At 69.6% G+C, this 15,354-nt stretch carries 13 protein-coding genes and 2 tRNA genes; 6 read left to right on the top strand and 9 right to left on the bottom strand.

The window, feature by feature from the left end; translation table 11 throughout:
* Nucleotides 1-30 precede the first annotated feature (30 nt).
* Nucleotides 31-104 (bottom strand) — tRNA-Pro (locus tag AB0I45_RS09330).
* 128 nt (nt 105-232) lie between these two features.
* On the opposite strand from AB0I45_RS09330, the gene AB0I45_RS09325 reads away from it, so the two are divergent.
* Nucleotides 233-303, top strand: a tRNA-Gly gene (locus AB0I45_RS09325).
* Nucleotides 304-374: 71 nt separating this feature from the next.
* Here the strand turns inward: AB0I45_RS09325 and AB0I45_RS09320 are convergent.
* Together AB0I45_RS09320 and AB0I45_RS09315 are read right to left on the bottom strand one after the other, a co-directional pair.
* Entirely contained in the window at nt 375-1,970 is a 1,596-nt protein-coding gene (locus AB0I45_RS09320) for a sodium:solute symporter family protein (RefSeq protein ID WP_295687615.1), read from the bottom strand.
* Nucleotides 1,971-2,002: 32 nt separating this feature from the next.
* Nucleotides 2,003-3,601: an amidohydrolase gene (locus AB0I45_RS09315; RefSeq protein WP_345031357.1), complete on the bottom strand. Its 1,599-nt coding sequence runs from the start codon at nt 3,599-3,601 to the stop codon at nt 2,003-2,005.
* A 214-nt stretch (nt 3,602-3,815) separates the two neighbouring features.
* Between AB0I45_RS09315 and AB0I45_RS09310 the strand changes: the two genes are divergently transcribed.
* Nucleotides 3,816-4,571 (top strand): CPBP family intramembrane glutamic endopeptidase, encoded by a 756-nt coding sequence (locus tag AB0I45_RS09310; protein ID WP_295687689.1) that lies wholly within the window; start codon nt 3,816-3,818, stop codon nt 4,569-4,571.
* Nucleotides 4,572-4,661: 90 nt separating this feature from the next.
* Here the strand turns inward: AB0I45_RS09310 and AB0I45_RS09305 are convergent, their stop codons facing one another.
* Nucleotides 4,662-5,129 carry a ribose-5-phosphate isomerase gene (locus AB0I45_RS09305; protein WP_295687620.1) on the bottom strand — a complete coding sequence of 156 codons (468 nt, stop codon included), beginning with the start codon at nt 5,127-5,129 and terminating at the stop codon, nt 4,662-4,664.
* 67 nt (nt 5,130-5,196) lie between these two features.
* Nucleotides 5,197-5,802 (bottom strand): DsbA family protein, encoded by a 606-nt coding sequence (locus AB0I45_RS09300; RefSeq protein WP_345031360.1) that lies wholly within the window; start codon nt 5,800-5,802, stop codon nt 5,197-5,199.
* Nucleotides 5,803-5,970: 168 nt separating this feature from the next.
* Here AB0I45_RS09300 and pepN point away from each other — a divergent pair, with 168 nt between their 5' ends.
* The 3 genes from pepN (at nt 5,971) to AB0I45_RS09285 (ending at nt 10,403) form a co-directional block, all read left to right on the top strand.
* Nucleotides 5,971-8,631 carry an aminopeptidase N gene (gene pepN / locus AB0I45_RS09295; RefSeq protein WP_295687624.1) on the top strand — a complete coding sequence of 887 codons (2,661 nt, stop codon included), beginning with the start codon at nt 5,971-5,973 and terminating at the stop codon, nt 8,629-8,631.
* Nucleotides 8,632-8,809: 178 nt separating this feature from the next.
* A complete protein-coding gene (locus tag AB0I45_RS09290) occupies nt 8,810-9,883 on the top strand; it encodes a mechanosensitive ion channel family protein (protein ID WP_137319442.1) in 1,074 nt (357 codons plus the stop codon).
* Nucleotides 9,884-9,929: 46 nt separating this feature from the next.
* Nucleotides 9,930-10,403 carry a globin gene (locus tag AB0I45_RS09285; RefSeq protein WP_137319441.1) on the top strand — a complete coding sequence of 158 codons (474 nt, stop codon included), beginning with the start codon at nt 9,930-9,932 and terminating at the stop codon, nt 10,401-10,403.
* Nucleotides 10,404-10,448: 45 nt separating this feature from the next.
* On the opposite strand, the gene AB0I45_RS09280 is transcribed toward AB0I45_RS09285, so the two are convergent.
* Nucleotides 10,449-11,147: a hypothetical protein gene (locus AB0I45_RS09280; protein ID WP_247425399.1), complete on the bottom strand. Its 699-nt coding sequence runs from the start codon at nt 11,145-11,147 to the stop codon at nt 10,449-10,451.
* Between the two features lies 1 nt (nt 11,148).
* A complete protein-coding gene (locus AB0I45_RS09275) occupies nt 11,149-11,685 on the bottom strand; it encodes an acyl-CoA thioesterase (RefSeq protein WP_247425397.1) in 537 nt (178 codons plus the stop codon).
* Nucleotides 11,686-11,927: 242 nt separating this feature from the next.
* Between AB0I45_RS09275 and AB0I45_RS09270 the strand changes: the two genes are divergently transcribed.
* Entirely contained in the window at nt 11,928-12,809 is an 882-nt protein-coding gene (locus AB0I45_RS09270; protein ID WP_295687634.1) for an acyl-CoA thioesterase II, read from the top strand.
* 123 nt (nt 12,810-12,932) lie between these two features.
* Here AB0I45_RS09270 and ettA read toward each other — a convergent pair whose 3' ends face one another.
* The gene (ettA, locus tag AB0I45_RS09265) at nt 12,933-14,615 is read right to left on the bottom strand and encodes an energy-dependent translational throttle protein EttA (protein WP_137319437.1); all 1,683 of its coding nucleotides are present in this window, start codon (nt 14,613-14,615) and stop codon (nt 12,933-12,935) included.
* Nucleotides 14,616-14,681: 66 nt separating this feature from the next.
* Nucleotides 14,682-15,341 carry a hypothetical protein gene (locus AB0I45_RS09260; RefSeq protein ID WP_295687637.1) on the bottom strand — a complete coding sequence of 220 codons (660 nt, stop codon included), beginning with the start codon at nt 15,339-15,341 and terminating at the stop codon, nt 14,682-14,684.
* Between the last annotated feature and the right edge of the window lie 13 nt (nt 15,342-15,354).

The raw sequence follows: 15,354 nt of genomic DNA, 5'->3' as shown, positions 1-15,354 counted from the left end.
CGGACCGATCGGTCCGCGGGCCCTCCGCCGTCGGGGTGACAGGATTTGAACCTGCGACCCTCTGCTCCCAAAGCAGATGCGCTACCAAGCTGCGCTACACCCCGGGGTCCCCTCGAATCATAGTCAGGCGTTCTCGATTGCCCTAATCACCCGGGCCGGATCACCCGGGCCGATGGGGATGCGGGTTTTGCCAAACCGCCCGCCTCTGGTCTAGAGTCGGTCTCGCACATTCGGGGATGTAGCTCAATGGTAGAGCCTCAGTCTTCCAAACTGATGGTGCGGGTTCGATTCCCGTCATCCCCTCCGAACAGAAGCGCCGCTGGTGACAGCGGCGCTTCTGCATTCTCGGGTACCCACCTCGGGACCCGGCGGGGTCACTGCGGGCGACGGCCCGGTTCCATGGACGCAGCCGCCGAGGTGCCGGCCGCCCGGCCATCTCCACGCGCACCCGCATCCGTGCCTCCGGTCCCGCTCGCCTCGTCTCCCGCGCCGTCCGACCGCTCGGAATCGAGCACCAGGCGCGTCTCCTCGGGAGGCAGCCCGGCGAACTCGACGAGCCGCCTGCGGTCGATCGCATGGATCACCAGATAGGTGACGATCGACAGGGGCAGACCGAGGAACACCGGGTGGATGCCGAACGGCCCGCCCAGCAGGGTCCAGCCGATCGACACGACGAGACCGACCCACATCGAGGTCAGCGCGGCGCGTCCGGACACCCGCGTGAAGTACAGCGCCACGATGGCGGGGAACAGGAGGCCGGACACGAGCATGGCCGTTCCGGTCACCCACAGCTCGACGAGCACCGGCACCGCGAGCGCGAGGACGAGCGCGATCACCGCAGTGATGACGACCGCGATCCGGCTCCAGCGCAGGAGCGCCTTCTGCGAGGTGTCCTTGGCCAGTCGGGGTTTGATGACGTCGTTGACGATCGACGACGCGCCGCACATGAAGAACGAGTCCGCGCACGAGATCACCGTCGCCATGAGAGCGACGATGAGGATGATGACGACCTCGAAGGGGAGCAGCTCGGCGATGAGCTCGTAGTACACGAGGGTCGGGTCCTCGGATTCGAGTCCGATGCCGAACCGGGCCCAGACGCCGATCCAGATCACCATGACCATCGTTGCGGTCATGAGCGCCAGCGCGATCCAGTACCCCTTGATCACCGTCTTGAGGTCCTTGCCCGCCCAGGCGCGCTGCCACAGGTCCTGCCGGACGAGCTGGTAGGCGCCGACGGTGAGCGCGTAGACGGCCACCTCGGCGAAGCCGATCCCCATCGGATCCATGAGCTTACCGAGCCCCTGGGCCTCGGCGTTGGCCTGCACCTGGCTGAAGTCCCCGGCGGCGACGAGGACGAGGACGAACAGCCCGAACACCGCGATGGTCTGCAGGGTGCCGTGGAACGCGTCCTGCCACACCACGGCCTTGAGACCGCCGAACACCGTCTTGATCGTGAGCATGACGGCGGAGATGATGATCGCCGCGGTCATGGGGACGTTGGCGATGAGGTTGAGGATGAGGCCGATCGACACGAACTGCATGCCGGTGATCGCGCAGTAGGCGGTGAGCACGGCGATCGTCGTCGGGATGCGGGCCGCGGAGCCGAAGCGGTGCGCGGTGAAGTCGCCGATCGTCACATAGTTGTTCTTCTCCCCGAGCACCCGGATGCGCTTGATGAAGAAGACCGCCATGAGCACGCTGGCGAGGATGATGCCGGCGTTGAACCACTGCTGACCCATGCCGAGCGAATAGCCGTTGGTGATGAGGCCGAGCAGGATCGAGCCGCCGATCGCGGTGCCGACGTAGGTGAGGATGAGGGGGAACAGCGTCACGCTGCGCGAGGCGACGTTGTAGTCCTCGTAGGTCTTGATCTGCTTGAGTCCGATCCACACCGAGACCCCGATGAGGAAGAAGAAATAGGCGATGGTGATGACGGTGAGGATGACCTGCTGGTCTCCTGAATAGAGCATGAGTGCGTCCTCTCGGCGGTGTCCGGTGGGCGTCAGTTCGGTGAGACGGGCTCCCCCGCCAGGTACACCCCGACCGGGGTGAAGTCCTTGAGCTCCTCGACGTCGACCTCGAACGGACTGCGCTCGTAGACGCCGAAGTCCGCGTGCGCTCCGACGGCGATCGTGCCGAGCGTGTCCTCCTCGAACGTCGCATAGGCGGCGAGCGAGGTGTAGGCGGCGAGCGCCTCGGCCACGGTGATGTTCTGCACGGTGTCGAGCACCTGGCCCGAGGAGCTCTTCCGGGTCACGGCGCCGTAGATCCCCTCCCACGGATTGCCGTTGGTGACAGGGACATCGGAGTTGCCCGGTGCCACGATCCCCCGATCGATGAAGGTCCGGTGGGGGTAGACCCGCTCCATCCGCTCGGCTCCGAGGACGTCGAGGTAGCTGTCGCCGATGTGATAGACGAACCCGACGGAGGAGGCTGCGATGATGCCGTGGCGGGCGAGCGCATCGAGGTTCTCGTCGCTCGGCAGGGTGCAGTGCTCGATCCGCGCCCGCATCTCTTCGACCCGGCCCATCAGGCCGGTGCGCTCGAGCGCACGCAGCGCCTGGTCGATCGCGGCGTCCCCGATCCCGTGGATCGCCGGACGCAGGCCGTGCTCGAGCGCGCGACGCACGGCCGCCGTGATCTCCTCGTCGTCGTAGTAGAGGATCCCGGTCTCGTCGCTGTGCTCATAGGGGCATGTCAGCGCGGCGGTCTGGCCTCCGACTCCCCCGTCGAGCACGAACTTCATTCCCTGGATCCGGACCATGTCGTCGCCGAGGCCCGAGGTGATCCCGGCGCCCACCGCGGCGGGCAGGAGCCCCTTCATCCCCATCTGGTCGAGCGCCCACAGCCACGGCCGGACCCGGACGCCGAGCCGGTCGGCGCGGTTGAGGGCGGTGTAGAGGCGCATCTCCGCAGAGCCCGTGGACATGTCGTTGACGGTGGTGACTCCCCATTCGGCGAACTTCGCCTGGGCGAGCGCGAATCCGCGTTCGAGCATCTCCGGGGTGTAGGCGGGGATCTGCAGGAGGTCCTGGGCGGCCTCCTGGAGGATCCCGGTGGGCTCGCCGGTGTCCGGGTCGCGCACGAGCCGTCCGCCCGCCGGGTCCGCGGTGCTCGCGTCGATCCCCGAGAGCTCGAGCGCCTTCGAGTTCGCGAGTGCGATGTGCCGGCAGCCGCGGATGAGGACGACCGGGTGATCGGGGGCGACCGCATCGAGATCCTGCCGGGTGGGGACCCTCCGGTCGTCGAGGTAGCCCTCGAGCCAGCCCGCCCCGCGGATCCAGCCGTCGGCCGGCGGATCCTGTACGGCCGCGGCGACCGCGTCCTGGATCGCGGCGATCGACCCCGCGCTCTGCGGCGTCACATCGACCTCGAGAAGCGTTCGCGCGAGCATCGCAGGATGGCCGTGGCTCTCGATGAAGCCGGGCAGCAGGTACTGCCCGGCGAGGTCGACGGTCCGGGAGTCGGGGTCGGCCCGAGCCCAGTCCGGGGCGGCCTCGTCGATCGAGCGGACCCGGCCGTCGACCACCGTGACGGTCCGCGGTGGCGAGAACGAATCCCCTTCGAACACCCGGGCATTGGCGAAGATCCTGACGGTCACATGCTCTCCTTCGTCGACGTGTGACCAAGGTAACACGGGTGATCCGACCGTCGGAGCACAGTGCTGGGCCGGTGCCGAGGCCCCGGTCGCCGTGCCCGGCGGCCCGACCTGCGACACTGGGACGGTGAGCTCATCCTTCGAATCCCGTACAGCGTCCCCCGGCAGCGCCCATCCGAGCCGGCACGGTGCGTTCTCGCTCGGGTCGCTCGCGACCCTGCTGGTCTCCATCGCTGCCGTGCTGCTCTTCGGCTTCATGTCCGACTGGGGCTATCTCCCGCTCGTCGCTGGGGTCGCGCTCGGGTTCGTCGCGGCGGCCTCGCTCGGCCGCGACCTGCTGCTCATCGCGCTCGCGCTCGGCCTCATCAGCCTGATCTCCGTCGAGGCGGACATCACCTGGGGCAACATCGCGCTCATGGGTGTTGTGCTGTCCGGAGCCGTCATCATCCCGTACGTCATCAGCCGGTACGGGTACAAGGACCGGGCGATCGTGTTCCCGCGCCGTCAGGGCCGCCCGTGGTCGAAGCTCGAATGGGGCTGGCTGTTCGCAGTCCTGTTCCTCGGCTGGCTCATCCTGCCGCGCTACTTCATCTCCTCCGGGGTCTATCAGAACTGGCCGGCGGTGGAGACCCCGAGCGAGATCATCCGGCTGTTCCTCGGTGTCAACGCCGTCGGCATCTGGGACGAGCTGTTCTTCATCTGCACGATCTTCGCGCTCCTCTACCGCCACTTCTCGTTCTGGACGGCGAACGTGCTCACCTCGATCATCTTCGTGTCGTTCCTGTGGGAGCTCGGCTACCAGTCGTGGGGACCGCTGCTGACCATCCCGTTCGCGCTCGTCCAGGCGGTGATCTTCACCCGCACGAAGTCCCTGCCGTACACGATCACCGTGCACCTGCTGTTCGACCTCATCGTGTTCCTCACCATCGTCCACGCCCATCACCCGGAGTGGATCCCGATCTTCTGGTACTGACCTGCTGGTGCCGAGACAGCGATATCCTGCGGTTCCGTTCTCAGGAACCGCAGGATATCGCCGTTTCGCGGTGGAGCGGGAAGGCCGGGGTCAGACGGTGCCGGTGTCCTCGAAGGAGCGGATGATCCCGATCCGGCGCTCGTGGCGCTCGTCGGCGGAGAACGGCTCGGCGAGGAATGCGTCGACGATCGCGAGCGCCTCGGCCTCGGGGTGCTGGCGGGCACCCACGCTCACCACCCAGGCATCGTTGTGCTGCCGGGCGAGCTGCGCGGTGTCGGTGTTCCAGGCGAGGGCCGCCCGTGCGCCGCGGACCTTGTTCGCCGCGATCTGCTCACCGTTGCCGGAGCCGCCGATCACCACGCCGAGCGAGTCGAGGCCGGACTCGCGGTCGGCCACCACGCCCTGCGCCGCCTCGATGCAGAACGCCGGGTAGTCGTCGAGCGCGTCGTACTCGAGCGCGCCGTGGTCGACGACCTCGTACCCGCCGGCGTCCAGGTGCCGCTTGAGCGTCTCCTTGAACTCGTAGCCGGCGTGGTCGGTCCCCAGATGAACTCTCATGTCTCCCCCATCGATCGAAGCCGTCGGTCGGGCCGCGGCTCCGCGGTCGTGCGGCCACCGGTGCCGATCAGTCGAAGATCGGGCCCTCGGTCCGGGTGCGCTTGAGCTCGTAGAAGCCGGGCGTGGAGGCCATGGCGAGCACTCCGTCGAACAGTGTACCGGCCGCCTCGCCCTTGGGCGCCGGGGTGACCACGGGGCCGAAGAACGCGGTGTCGCCGACCGCGACGACCGGGGTGCCGACGTCCTCGCCGACCTTGGAGATGCCCTCCTGGTGCGAGGCGCGCAGCTGCTCGTCGTAGTCCGTGGAATCCGCTGCGGCGGCGAGCTCGGCGGGCAGGCCGACCTCGGCGAGCGATTCGGCGATGACCGCGGCGTAGTCGGTGCTGCCGCCGGGATGGATCCGGGTGCCCATCGCGGTGTAGAGGGCAGGGACGACGTCCTCGCCGTGCTGGTCCGCGGCGGCGACGATCACGCGCACCGGGCCCCAGGCCCGATCCATCTTGGCGCGGTAGTCCTCGGGCAGGTCCCGGCCCTCGTTGAGCACCGCGAGGCTCATGACGTGGAAGCGCACCTCGACGTCGCGGACCTTCTCGACCTCGAGCGCCCAGCGGGAGCTCATCCAGGCCCAGGGGCAGGTGGGGTCGAACCAGAAGTCCAGGGTGGTCGTCGACATCGATCGGTCCTCTCTGCGGGCCCGCGGGTCCGGCTCTCCGGCCCGCTCCCGCGCGCAACGGTGACGGTGAATCGCGGGGCCCCGCGCCTCGGCGGCGGCGTCCGCACTTCGTGGAACAATGATCCAGCAGTGATCATTCCACACCCGACCCGCCCGGGAGGCCCATCGATGCCGCAGCACAACCTCACCCGCGCCGAGGCGCAGACCCGCGCCGCGCTGCTCTCCGTCCAGTCCTACGACATCACGCTCGTGCTCGACGGGCAGGGCGAGGACTTCCGCTCGGTGACGCGGGTGACGTTCTCCGCCGAGGAGGGCGCTGCGACGTTCATCGACGCGATCACCACGCACGTCGAGTCGATCACCCTCAACGGCGAGGAGCTCGATCCGACCGCGCTCGTCACCCCGGGCCGGATCGCGCTGCCGGGGCTCGCCGCGGAGAACGTTCTCACCGTCGACGCCCGCTTCGCGTACATGAACACCGGCGAGGGCCTCCACCGATTCGTCGACCCGGTCGACGACGAGACCTACCTCTACACGCAGTTCGAGGTGCCCGACGCCCGCCGCGTGTTCCCGGTGTTCGAACAGCCCGATCTCAAGGCGTCCTTCTCCTTCACCGTGCTCGCCCCGGACCACTGGACCGTCGTGTCGAACTCCCCCACCCCACAGGCCGGGGAGGCCGCGGAGCCGGCCGCCCGGCTCGGGATCGACGCCGCCGGCCTGAGCACCTGGCAGTTCGCCCCCACGCCGCCGATCTCGAGCTACATCACCGCGATCATCGCCGGGCCGTACCGCGGCGTGTTCTCCTCCCTGCGCAGCTCCGACGGGGAGGACGTCGAGCTCGGCGTCTACTGCCGCGCCTCGCTGTTCGAGCACCTCGACGCGGACGACATCCTCGACATCACCCGCGCGGGCTTCGAGTTCTACGAGCGCATCTTCGGCACGCCGTACCCGTTCGAGAAGTACGACCAGCTCTTCGTCCCCGAATTCAATGCCGGGGCGATGGAGAACGCCGGTGCGGTGACCTTCCTCGAGAACTACGTGTTCCGCTCCCGCCCCACCCGGGCGATGGTCGAGCGCCGCGCGGTGACGATCCTCCACGAGCTCGCGCACATGTGGTTCGGCGACCTCGTGACGATGCGCTGGTGGAACGACCTGTGGCTCAACGAGTCCTTCGCGGAGTTCATGTCGACGCTCGCCACCGCGGAGGCGACCGAGTTCACCGATGCGTGGACGACCTTCGCCACCTTGGAGAAGGCCTGGGCCTACCGGCAGGACCAGTTGCCGAGCACCCACCCGATCGTCGCGCCGATCGAGGACCTCGCCGACGTCGAGGTCAACTTCGACGGCATCACCTACGCCAAGGGCGCATCGGTGCTCAAGCAGCTCGTCGCCTGGGTGGGACGCGAGGAGTTCTTCACCGGCGTGCAGCGGTACTTCGAGTCGCACGCCTGGTCGAACACCGAGCTCTCCGATCTCATGGTCGAGCTCGCCGAGGCCTCCGGTCGCGACCTCTCGGCGTGGACGGCCCTGTGGCTCGAGGAGTCCGGGGTCACCCTCATGCGGCCGCGGCTCGAGCGCGCCGCCGACGGCACCGTGTCCGCGCTGTCGATCGAGCAGACGCCGGTCGAGCTGCCGGGGCAGCCCGTGCCGAGCCTGCGCCCGCAGCGCATGGGGGTCGGCCTCTATTCCCTCGGGACCGACGGCATCTTCGCGCGTACGGAGTTCCACGAGATCGACATCGACGGCCCCACCGCGCAGGTGCCGCTCACCGGGACCGGGGGCACCGGCGCAGAGCGTGCCGGGACCGGGCACGCCGGGGTCGAGGCGGCTCCCGTCGTCGTCGTGGTCAACGACGCCGACCTCGCCTATGCGAAGGTCCGCTTCGACGAGCTCAGCCTGCGCACCGCGATGGAGCACCTCAGCGGCTTCACCGACTCGCTCACCCAGCTCATGGTGCTCTCCACGGTGTGGGACATGGTGCGCGACGGGGAGCTCTCCGCCCGCGCCTACATCGACATGCTGTGCACCCATCTGCCCGCTGTCACCCATTCGACCGGTCTGCTCGTGCAGATGCGCCAGCTCACCACCGCGCTCACCGCCTACCTGCCGCCGGCCGATCGGCCGCAGGCCCGCGCACAGGTGGCCGCCGCCCTGCAGCGGATGATGCATGCCGCGCCCGCAGGCTCGGACCAGCAGCTCCAGTTCTTCCAGGGCTTCACCGCCCACGCCTGCACCCCGGAGCAGCTCGACGAGCTCGCCGCGGTCCTCGACGGGCAGGACGAACCGCTGCCGGGGCTGAGCCTCGACACCGACCTCCGCTGGTCGGTCGTCGTCGCGCTGGCCGCCGCCGGGCGCCTCGACGCCGCCGGGGTCGAACGCTGGCTGGCCGAGGACGACACCGCCACCGGGCGGCGCAGCGCGCAGACCGCACTCGCCGCCCCGGCCACCCCGGAGGCGAAGAGCACGGCGTTCACGCGCCTGGTCGACGACCGGTCGCTGCCGAATGCGACCGCGCAGGCGATCGCCCGGGGGTTCCGCCTGGGCCTGGAGACGGAGTCGGGAGAACCGGTGGCCGCGCTCGCACCGCTCGAACCGTTCGCCGCGGAGTACTTCGACCGCGTCGCCGGCTGGTGGGAGACCCGCACCCTGGAGATCGCACAGCTCTTCACCCTCGAGCTCTACCCGCCGGCCTCGCAGTCCACGGTCATCGCGACGCTCGCGTGGCTTCAGTCGCACCCGGCCGCACCGAAGGGACTGCTGCGACTCATGCGGGAGAACCTCGATACCGCCGAGCGCACCCTGCGCTGCCAGGCGGCGGCCGGAAGCTGAGGCGGGCGGCCGACGCCCGGGGTGAGATCGCTCACGACGGACCCGCGCAGTCCGACCTGCGACCGGCCGTACGGCCTGGTCAGGACGCACGGCCGGGATCCGGACCCAGCGCGTCCTCAGACACCGCGGACCGCGTGCCGCTGATACTCAGAGACCGTCCCTAGAGTGGGTGCACGTTATGCAGACTCCAGCTGAACAGGTCCGCGACGCCGTCACGGACACCGTCGACAAGACCACCGAATTCGACTACTGGGCGTTCTTCCTCGGCACCCCGCTGCGCATCCTCGTCATCGTCGTCGTGGCGATCATCCTCAACGTCGTCGTGCGCAAGCTCATCCGCCGGTTCGCCCAGTCGATCGCCGACGGCTCGACCGCGGCGACGGAGAAGAAGCGGTTCCCCGCCGGGGAGAGGCCCGCCGAGCAGGACCCCTCGGTCCGGGCGCGGCGCGCCCAGCGCGCCAAGACCGTCGGGTCGATGCTGTCGTCGATCGCGACGATCCTCATCAGTGTGCTCGCAGTCCTCATGGTGCTCACCGAGCTCGGCTTCAACCTGGGCCCCGTGCTCGCCTCTGCCGGTATCGCCGGTGTCGCGATCGGCTTCGGCGCGCAGACCCTCGTCAAGGACTACCTGTCCGGATTCTTCATCGTCGTCGAGGACCAGTACGGGATCGGCGACTCGGTGGACCTCGGTGAGGCGATCGGCATCGTCGAGGAGGTCGGGCTGCGCACCACCCGGGTGCGCGGGGTCGACGGCACCCTGTGGCACGTGCGCAACGGCGAGATCCTGCGCGTGGGCAATCAGTCGCAGGGCTGGGCGCGCGCGGTGATGGACATCCCGCTGCCCTACAGCTCGGACCGCGCGACGATCGATGCGGTCATCGCCGACGCCGTCGCCGCCCTGCGGCGCAATCCCAAGATCGCCGAGGCGATCCTCGAGGATCCCGAGATCTGGGGTGTCGAGGCGATCAGCGGGGAGTCGATGACCATCCGGACGGTGATCAAGACCGAGCCGAACGAGCAGTGGGCCGTCGCACGCGCCTTCCGCGGGGAGATCAAGAATCAGCTCGACCGCCGCGGCCTGCGCATCCCGCTGCCGCAGCAGACGGTGCTGCGCACCCTGCCCGACCCCGCCCATGCCCACAAGGACCCCGATGCGGAGACCGAGTCCGGGGACGGCGGCACGGGGACGACGAGGAAGAGCACGACCGGCTCGGGCGTCGCCGATGGCGGCTCGACGAAGCCGATAGGCTGAGCGGACGTCCCCGCACCGAGGGACGTCGACGACCGGAAGGGCCCCGATGATCGACCACGTGTCGCTGCAGCGACCGGACAGCTTCTTCGCCATGATCGGCGGGCATGCGACCTTCACCGCACTCGTGGACACCTTCTACGCGGAGGTCGCGGCCGACGAGTACCTCATCGCGATGTACCCGGAAGGTCATGAGCTCACCGGCGCCAAGCACCGCCTGCAGACCTTCCTCGAGCAGTATTTCGGCGGGCCGACGACGTACCAGGAGGAGCGCGGCCATCCGCGGCTGCGGATGCGCCACTTCCCGTTCCCGGTGACCCCCAAGGCCCGCGACCACTGGCTGCGCCACATGCGCACCGCGATGGACACGATCGCCCTGCCGCCGATGTACGACGCGATGATGTGGGACTACTTCCAGCGCGCGGCGACCGCGATGCTCAACACGCCGGCCGAACACGACGAGCCGGCCACCGGCACCTGCCCGGCCTCGGGTCCCGGACCTGGAGGTCCGCAGGACCGTTGAGCCGGCGACCCCGCCGACGGGGCGGGCGCGCCGCGAGGGGCGGCCTCACCCGCGATGACGGGTGAGCACGTGCCCGACCGGGGTGGACAGCCGCAGCCACGTCCCGCAGCCGCGCACCTCGACCGGCGCTCCCTCGACCAGGAATCCGAGCCCGTGGAGCGCGAACGCCGCCCCGGAATCGGGGTCGACCGTGGGGCGCTCCCCGGGCACCGGTCCCGATGCCGCCGTGCCGGCCGCCTCGTGGAGCGACCGCGACCACACGCGTCGGCGCAGTGCGCTCACCGCGGGCCCACCGGCGGCCTCCGGACTGCCGGCGGCGACCTCGGCGATGCCGGCCTCGGCCGCGCGCACGACGATCCCGGCGTCGAGCGACCCGAGCGGCTCCCACGGTCCGCGCGGCGGAGCGATCCCCGCCCACGCGGCGTGCACCTCCTGAGGCGGCACCGGCACGTGGAGCAAGCCCTGTGCCCGGGCTCGGGCGAACCGGTCGGTGAGCGCGGCGAGCGGCACCACGGCATCGAGCCCGTCGAGGTCGGATGCGGGCAGGGGCACGATCCGCATCCCGAGCGTCAGGGGCGTGGTGTCGCCGAGGCCGTGCGGGTACAGCGGGGAGACCGTGAGCACGAGGCGCGCCCCGTGCACGGTGAGGCGCATCGCGCCGTCCGGATCGAGGCGCTGAGCGCGCTGCGTGAATACCTCCCAATCGCGCAGGTCGTGGGCATCGGTGAGTCGGAGATCCGGCATCTCAGCGCCTGCGCAGCGGCACGCGGTCGCCGACGACGGCGCGCAGCTGCACGGTCTCGGACTCCGTGAGCCGGCGCGCACGGCCGGTGTCGGCGTCGACCATCGCGATGACCGATTCCGCCACGGTGTAGGCGCGCGAGCCGTCGGGTTCGGCGATGACATAGCCGACATCGACGGTGGCGGGGCCGACGGCGGAGATCACCGTGTCGACCGCGATCGGGCCGGTCCGGTACGGGATCGGCTCGCGGTACTCGATGCGGTGGGAGAAGACGAGGATGTCGGTGTCGCCCGAGGCGTCGCCGAACACCGGCGGGATGCCCGGCCCCAGGACGACTCCGGAGACTCCGGGGGCGGCCGGTGCGGCGGCGTCCCGGTTCGCCGTGGGCGAGCCGAACGCGCGCACGCGGGCCTCCTCGAGGATGCGGAACTGGGCGACGTTGTTGATGTGCCCGTAGGCGTCGAGGTCTCCCCAGCGCAGCTCGATGAGCACCCGGGTGAAGGGGCCGCGCAGCAGGGGGTCGGTGAGCGTGGAGTCCATTCCCCCATTGTGCCAGCCGCGCACCGACGACACGGCCGTCACCGCACCGCTGTCCTCTCGGCACCGACTCCGGCGGGCAGCGGTGCGGTCCGGAGTCGGGACCCTCGCGCACCACGCGCCGACGGCGCGATTAGACTCGATGTGATCTGCGTTGCAGGACGGCTCCCGCGTCGTCCACACCACCCGTCATGGGCGGCCCGCACCCGCACCGCCGCGGACCGCCCCGAGCCCCCTGGAGCACGATGAATCATTCCGAGAACGTCGCCGCACTGCGAGGCGTCCTGCAGCTCTCCCCGACCGACCCGATCCACGAGAGCCGGGAGACGGAGTTCTTCGAGGGGCAGAGCCAGTTCAAGCCCGACGGCCGGGTGTTCGGCGGCCAGGTGCTCGCCCAGTGCGTCATGGCCGGCGGTCTCACTGTCGCGGACGACCGCCCGATCCATTCCCTCCACGGGTACTTCCTCCGCACCGGCGACGCCACCCGGCCGATCGTGTTCGGGGTGGAGAACCTGCGCGACGGCGGCTCGTTCTCGGCCCGCCGGGTCCACGCATACCAGGACGGGCAGCCGATCATGTCGGTGATGTCGTCCTTCCAGCTCGTGCAGGAGGGATACGACCACGGGGACGACTTCCCCGCCGGGATGCCCGATCCCGAGGACTGCCCGGAGATCAAGGACCTCGTCGGCTCGGTCAACCTCCCGCATGTGCAGGAATGGCTGGTCAAGCGACCGTTCGATGTGCGCCCGGTCGAGCCGTCCCTCTACCTCGCGCATCAGGGCGACGAGGTCTCGCACCAGCACGTGTGGATCCGCGCCTCGGCCGAGTTCCCGGCCGACCCGCTCCTCAACGCCGCCGCCCTGGCGTATGCGAGCGACTTCAATCTCCTCGAGCCCGCGATGCGACGTCACGGGCTCGCCTGGCAGGAGCCGGGCCTGCGGCTCGCGAGCCTCGACCACGCGATGTGGTGGCACCGTCCGATCCGCGTGGACGAGTGGATGCTCTATTCCCAGAACTCCCCGTCGGCCGAGGGGGGACGCGCGCTCGGTGCCGGCCGGATCTTCGCCCGCGACGGGCAGCTCCTCGCCACGGTCGCGCAGCAGGGCATGATGCGCGTCAAGCGCTGACCGGGACGTCGATCCTCGAAGGTTCCTGACCGTCGAACCGCAAGGAATCGACAGGTCACAGCACTGCAGCGCCCCCGGGATCCATAAGGCTCCCGGGGGCGCTGCAGTGCTCCACCGAGGTGGTCAGTCGCGGGTCAGGCGACGGTGGGTGACGCGGTGCGGCCGGGCCGCCTCCTCGCCGAGGCGCTCGACCTTGTTCTTCTCGTAGGACTCGAAGTTGCCCTCGAACCAGTACCAGCTCGACGGGTTCTCCTCCGTACCCTCCCAGGCCAGGATGTGGGTGGCCACGCGGTCGAGGAACCACCGGTCGTGGGACACGACCACGGCGCAGCCCGGGAACTCGAGGAGAGCGTTCTCGAGCGAGCCGAGGGTCTCGACGTCGAGGTCGTTGGTCGGCTCGTCGAGCAGGAGCAGGTTGCCGCCCTGCTTGAGCGTGAGCGCGAGGTTGAGGCGGTTGCGCTCACCGCCGGACAGCACGCCGGCCTTCTTCTGCTGGTCCGGCCCCTTGAAGCCGAAAGCGGACACGTAGGCGCGAGACGGCATCTCGACCGCACCGACCTGGATGAAGTCGAGCCCGTCGGACACGACCTCCCACAGGCTCTTGTCCGGGTCGATGCCGCCGCGGGACTGGTCGACGTAGGAGATCCTCACGGTGTCGCCGATCTTGAGGTCGCCCCCGTCGATCTCCTCGAGTCCGACAATGGTCTTGAACAGCGTGGTCTTGCCGACGCCGTTGGGGCCGATGACGCCGACGATGCCGTTGCGCGGCAGCGAGAACGACAGCCCGTCGATGAGCGTGCGGCCGTCGAAGCCCTTGACGATGTCCTCGGCCTCGATGACGATGTCGCCCAGGCGCGGGCCCGGCGGGATCTGGATCTCCTCGAAGTCGAGCTTGCGGGTCTTCTCCGCCTCCGCGGCCATCTCCTCGTAGCGGGCCAGGCGGGCCTTCGACTTGGTCTGGCGGGCCTTCGCGTTCGAGCGCACCCACTCGAGCTCCTCCTTGAGGCGCTTCTGGAGCTTCTGGTCCTTCTTGCCCTGGACCTTGAGGCGCTCGGCCTTCTTCTCGAGGTAGGTCGAGTAGTTGCCCTCGTAGGGGTACAGGTGACCGCGGTCGACCTCGGCGATCCACTGCGCGACGTGATCGAGGAAGTACCGGTCGTGGGTCACGGCGATGACGGCGCCGGGGTACGAGGCGAGGTGCTGCTCGAGCCACAGCACCGATTCCGCATCGAGGTGGTTGGTGGGCTCGTCGAGGAGGAGCAGGTCGGGCTTCTCGAGAAGCAGCTTGCACAGCGCCACCCGGCGGCGCTCACCGCCGGAGAGGACGGAGACGTCGGCGTCCGGCGGAGGACAGCGCAGGGCGTCCATCGCTTGTTCGAGCTGGGAATCGAGGTCCCAGGCGTCGGCGGCGTCGATGGCCTCCTGGAGCTTGCCCATCTCCTCCATGAGCGCGTCGAAATCGGCGTCCGGGTCGGCCATGAGGGCGGAGATCTCGTTGTAGCGGTCGACCTTGCCCTTGATCTCGCCGACACCCTCCTCGACGTTGCCGAGGACGGTCTTCTCCTCGTTGAGCGGCGGCTCCTGGAGGAGGATGCCGACCGTGTACCCGGGGCTCAGGCGAGCTTCGCCGTTCGAGGGCTGGTCGATCCCGGCCATGATCTTGAGGATCGTCGACTTGCCGGCGCCGTTGGGCCCGACCATGCCGATCTTCGCTCCGGGGTAGAACGACATCGACACGTCGTCGAGGATGACTTTGTCACCGTGCGCCTTGCGCGCCTTGTGCATGGTGTAAATGAATTCGGCCATAGTGACACCAGGCTATCGGCTCGGCACAGCGGCGGCGAATCAGGCGCGGCGCATGCACCCGCGGCGTCAGTTGCCGCCGAGCTCCGGAGGTCCGTCCCCGGAGCCGCCGTCGGTGCCGCTCCCGCCGCCGGATCCCCCGGTGCCGCCGTCGGTGCCCGAGCCGCCGCCGGTGCCCGACCCGCCGGAATCCTCGGTGGGCGATTCCGTGGCCTCCTCGCGCGGACGGTTGATCTCCTCGCCCGGGATGTGCCCGGCGCCGTTGTCGGAGTCGTCCTCGCCGCGCTCCTCGCCGGAGGGCGCATCGACGCCCTCGGGCCGTTCGACGGCGCCGAACAGGCAGGTGTCGACGGACTCGCTGGGCGGCATGAGCCGGGCGGTGGCCGCTCCCCCGCGGATCTCCCCGACGACGCAGCCGTCCTCGACGCGCACGCCGAACATCTTGGCCGGCACTTCGTTGCCCAGCGGCGACTCGTCGAGCGTCGTCTCGATGTCCTCGGCGTCGTACCCCGCCTCGATGAGGGTGTCGAAGAGCTCCTGCGAGTTCGGCAGCGGCTCCTCATCACCGGTCAGCGGTTCGAGCGCGGTGATGACCTCGTCGACGACGGCGGGCTCCTCGGTCGGCTGCGCCGGCCCGGGTTCGACGGGCTGCTGGAACAGGGAGCACCCGGTCAGGGCCAGGGACGAGAGCAGCAGGACTGGCACTGCCGCACGCGCGTGGAACGTCATGGATCTCCTTCGC

Source organism: Brevibacterium sp. NPDC049920 (assembly GCF_040656435.1).
Taxonomy (GTDB): domain Bacteria; phylum Actinomycetota; class Actinomycetes; order Actinomycetales; family Brevibacteriaceae; genus Brevibacterium; species Brevibacterium pityocampae.
Note: the sequence above shows the minus strand (reverse complement) of the source record. Positions and strands in the feature narration are given on the sequence as shown.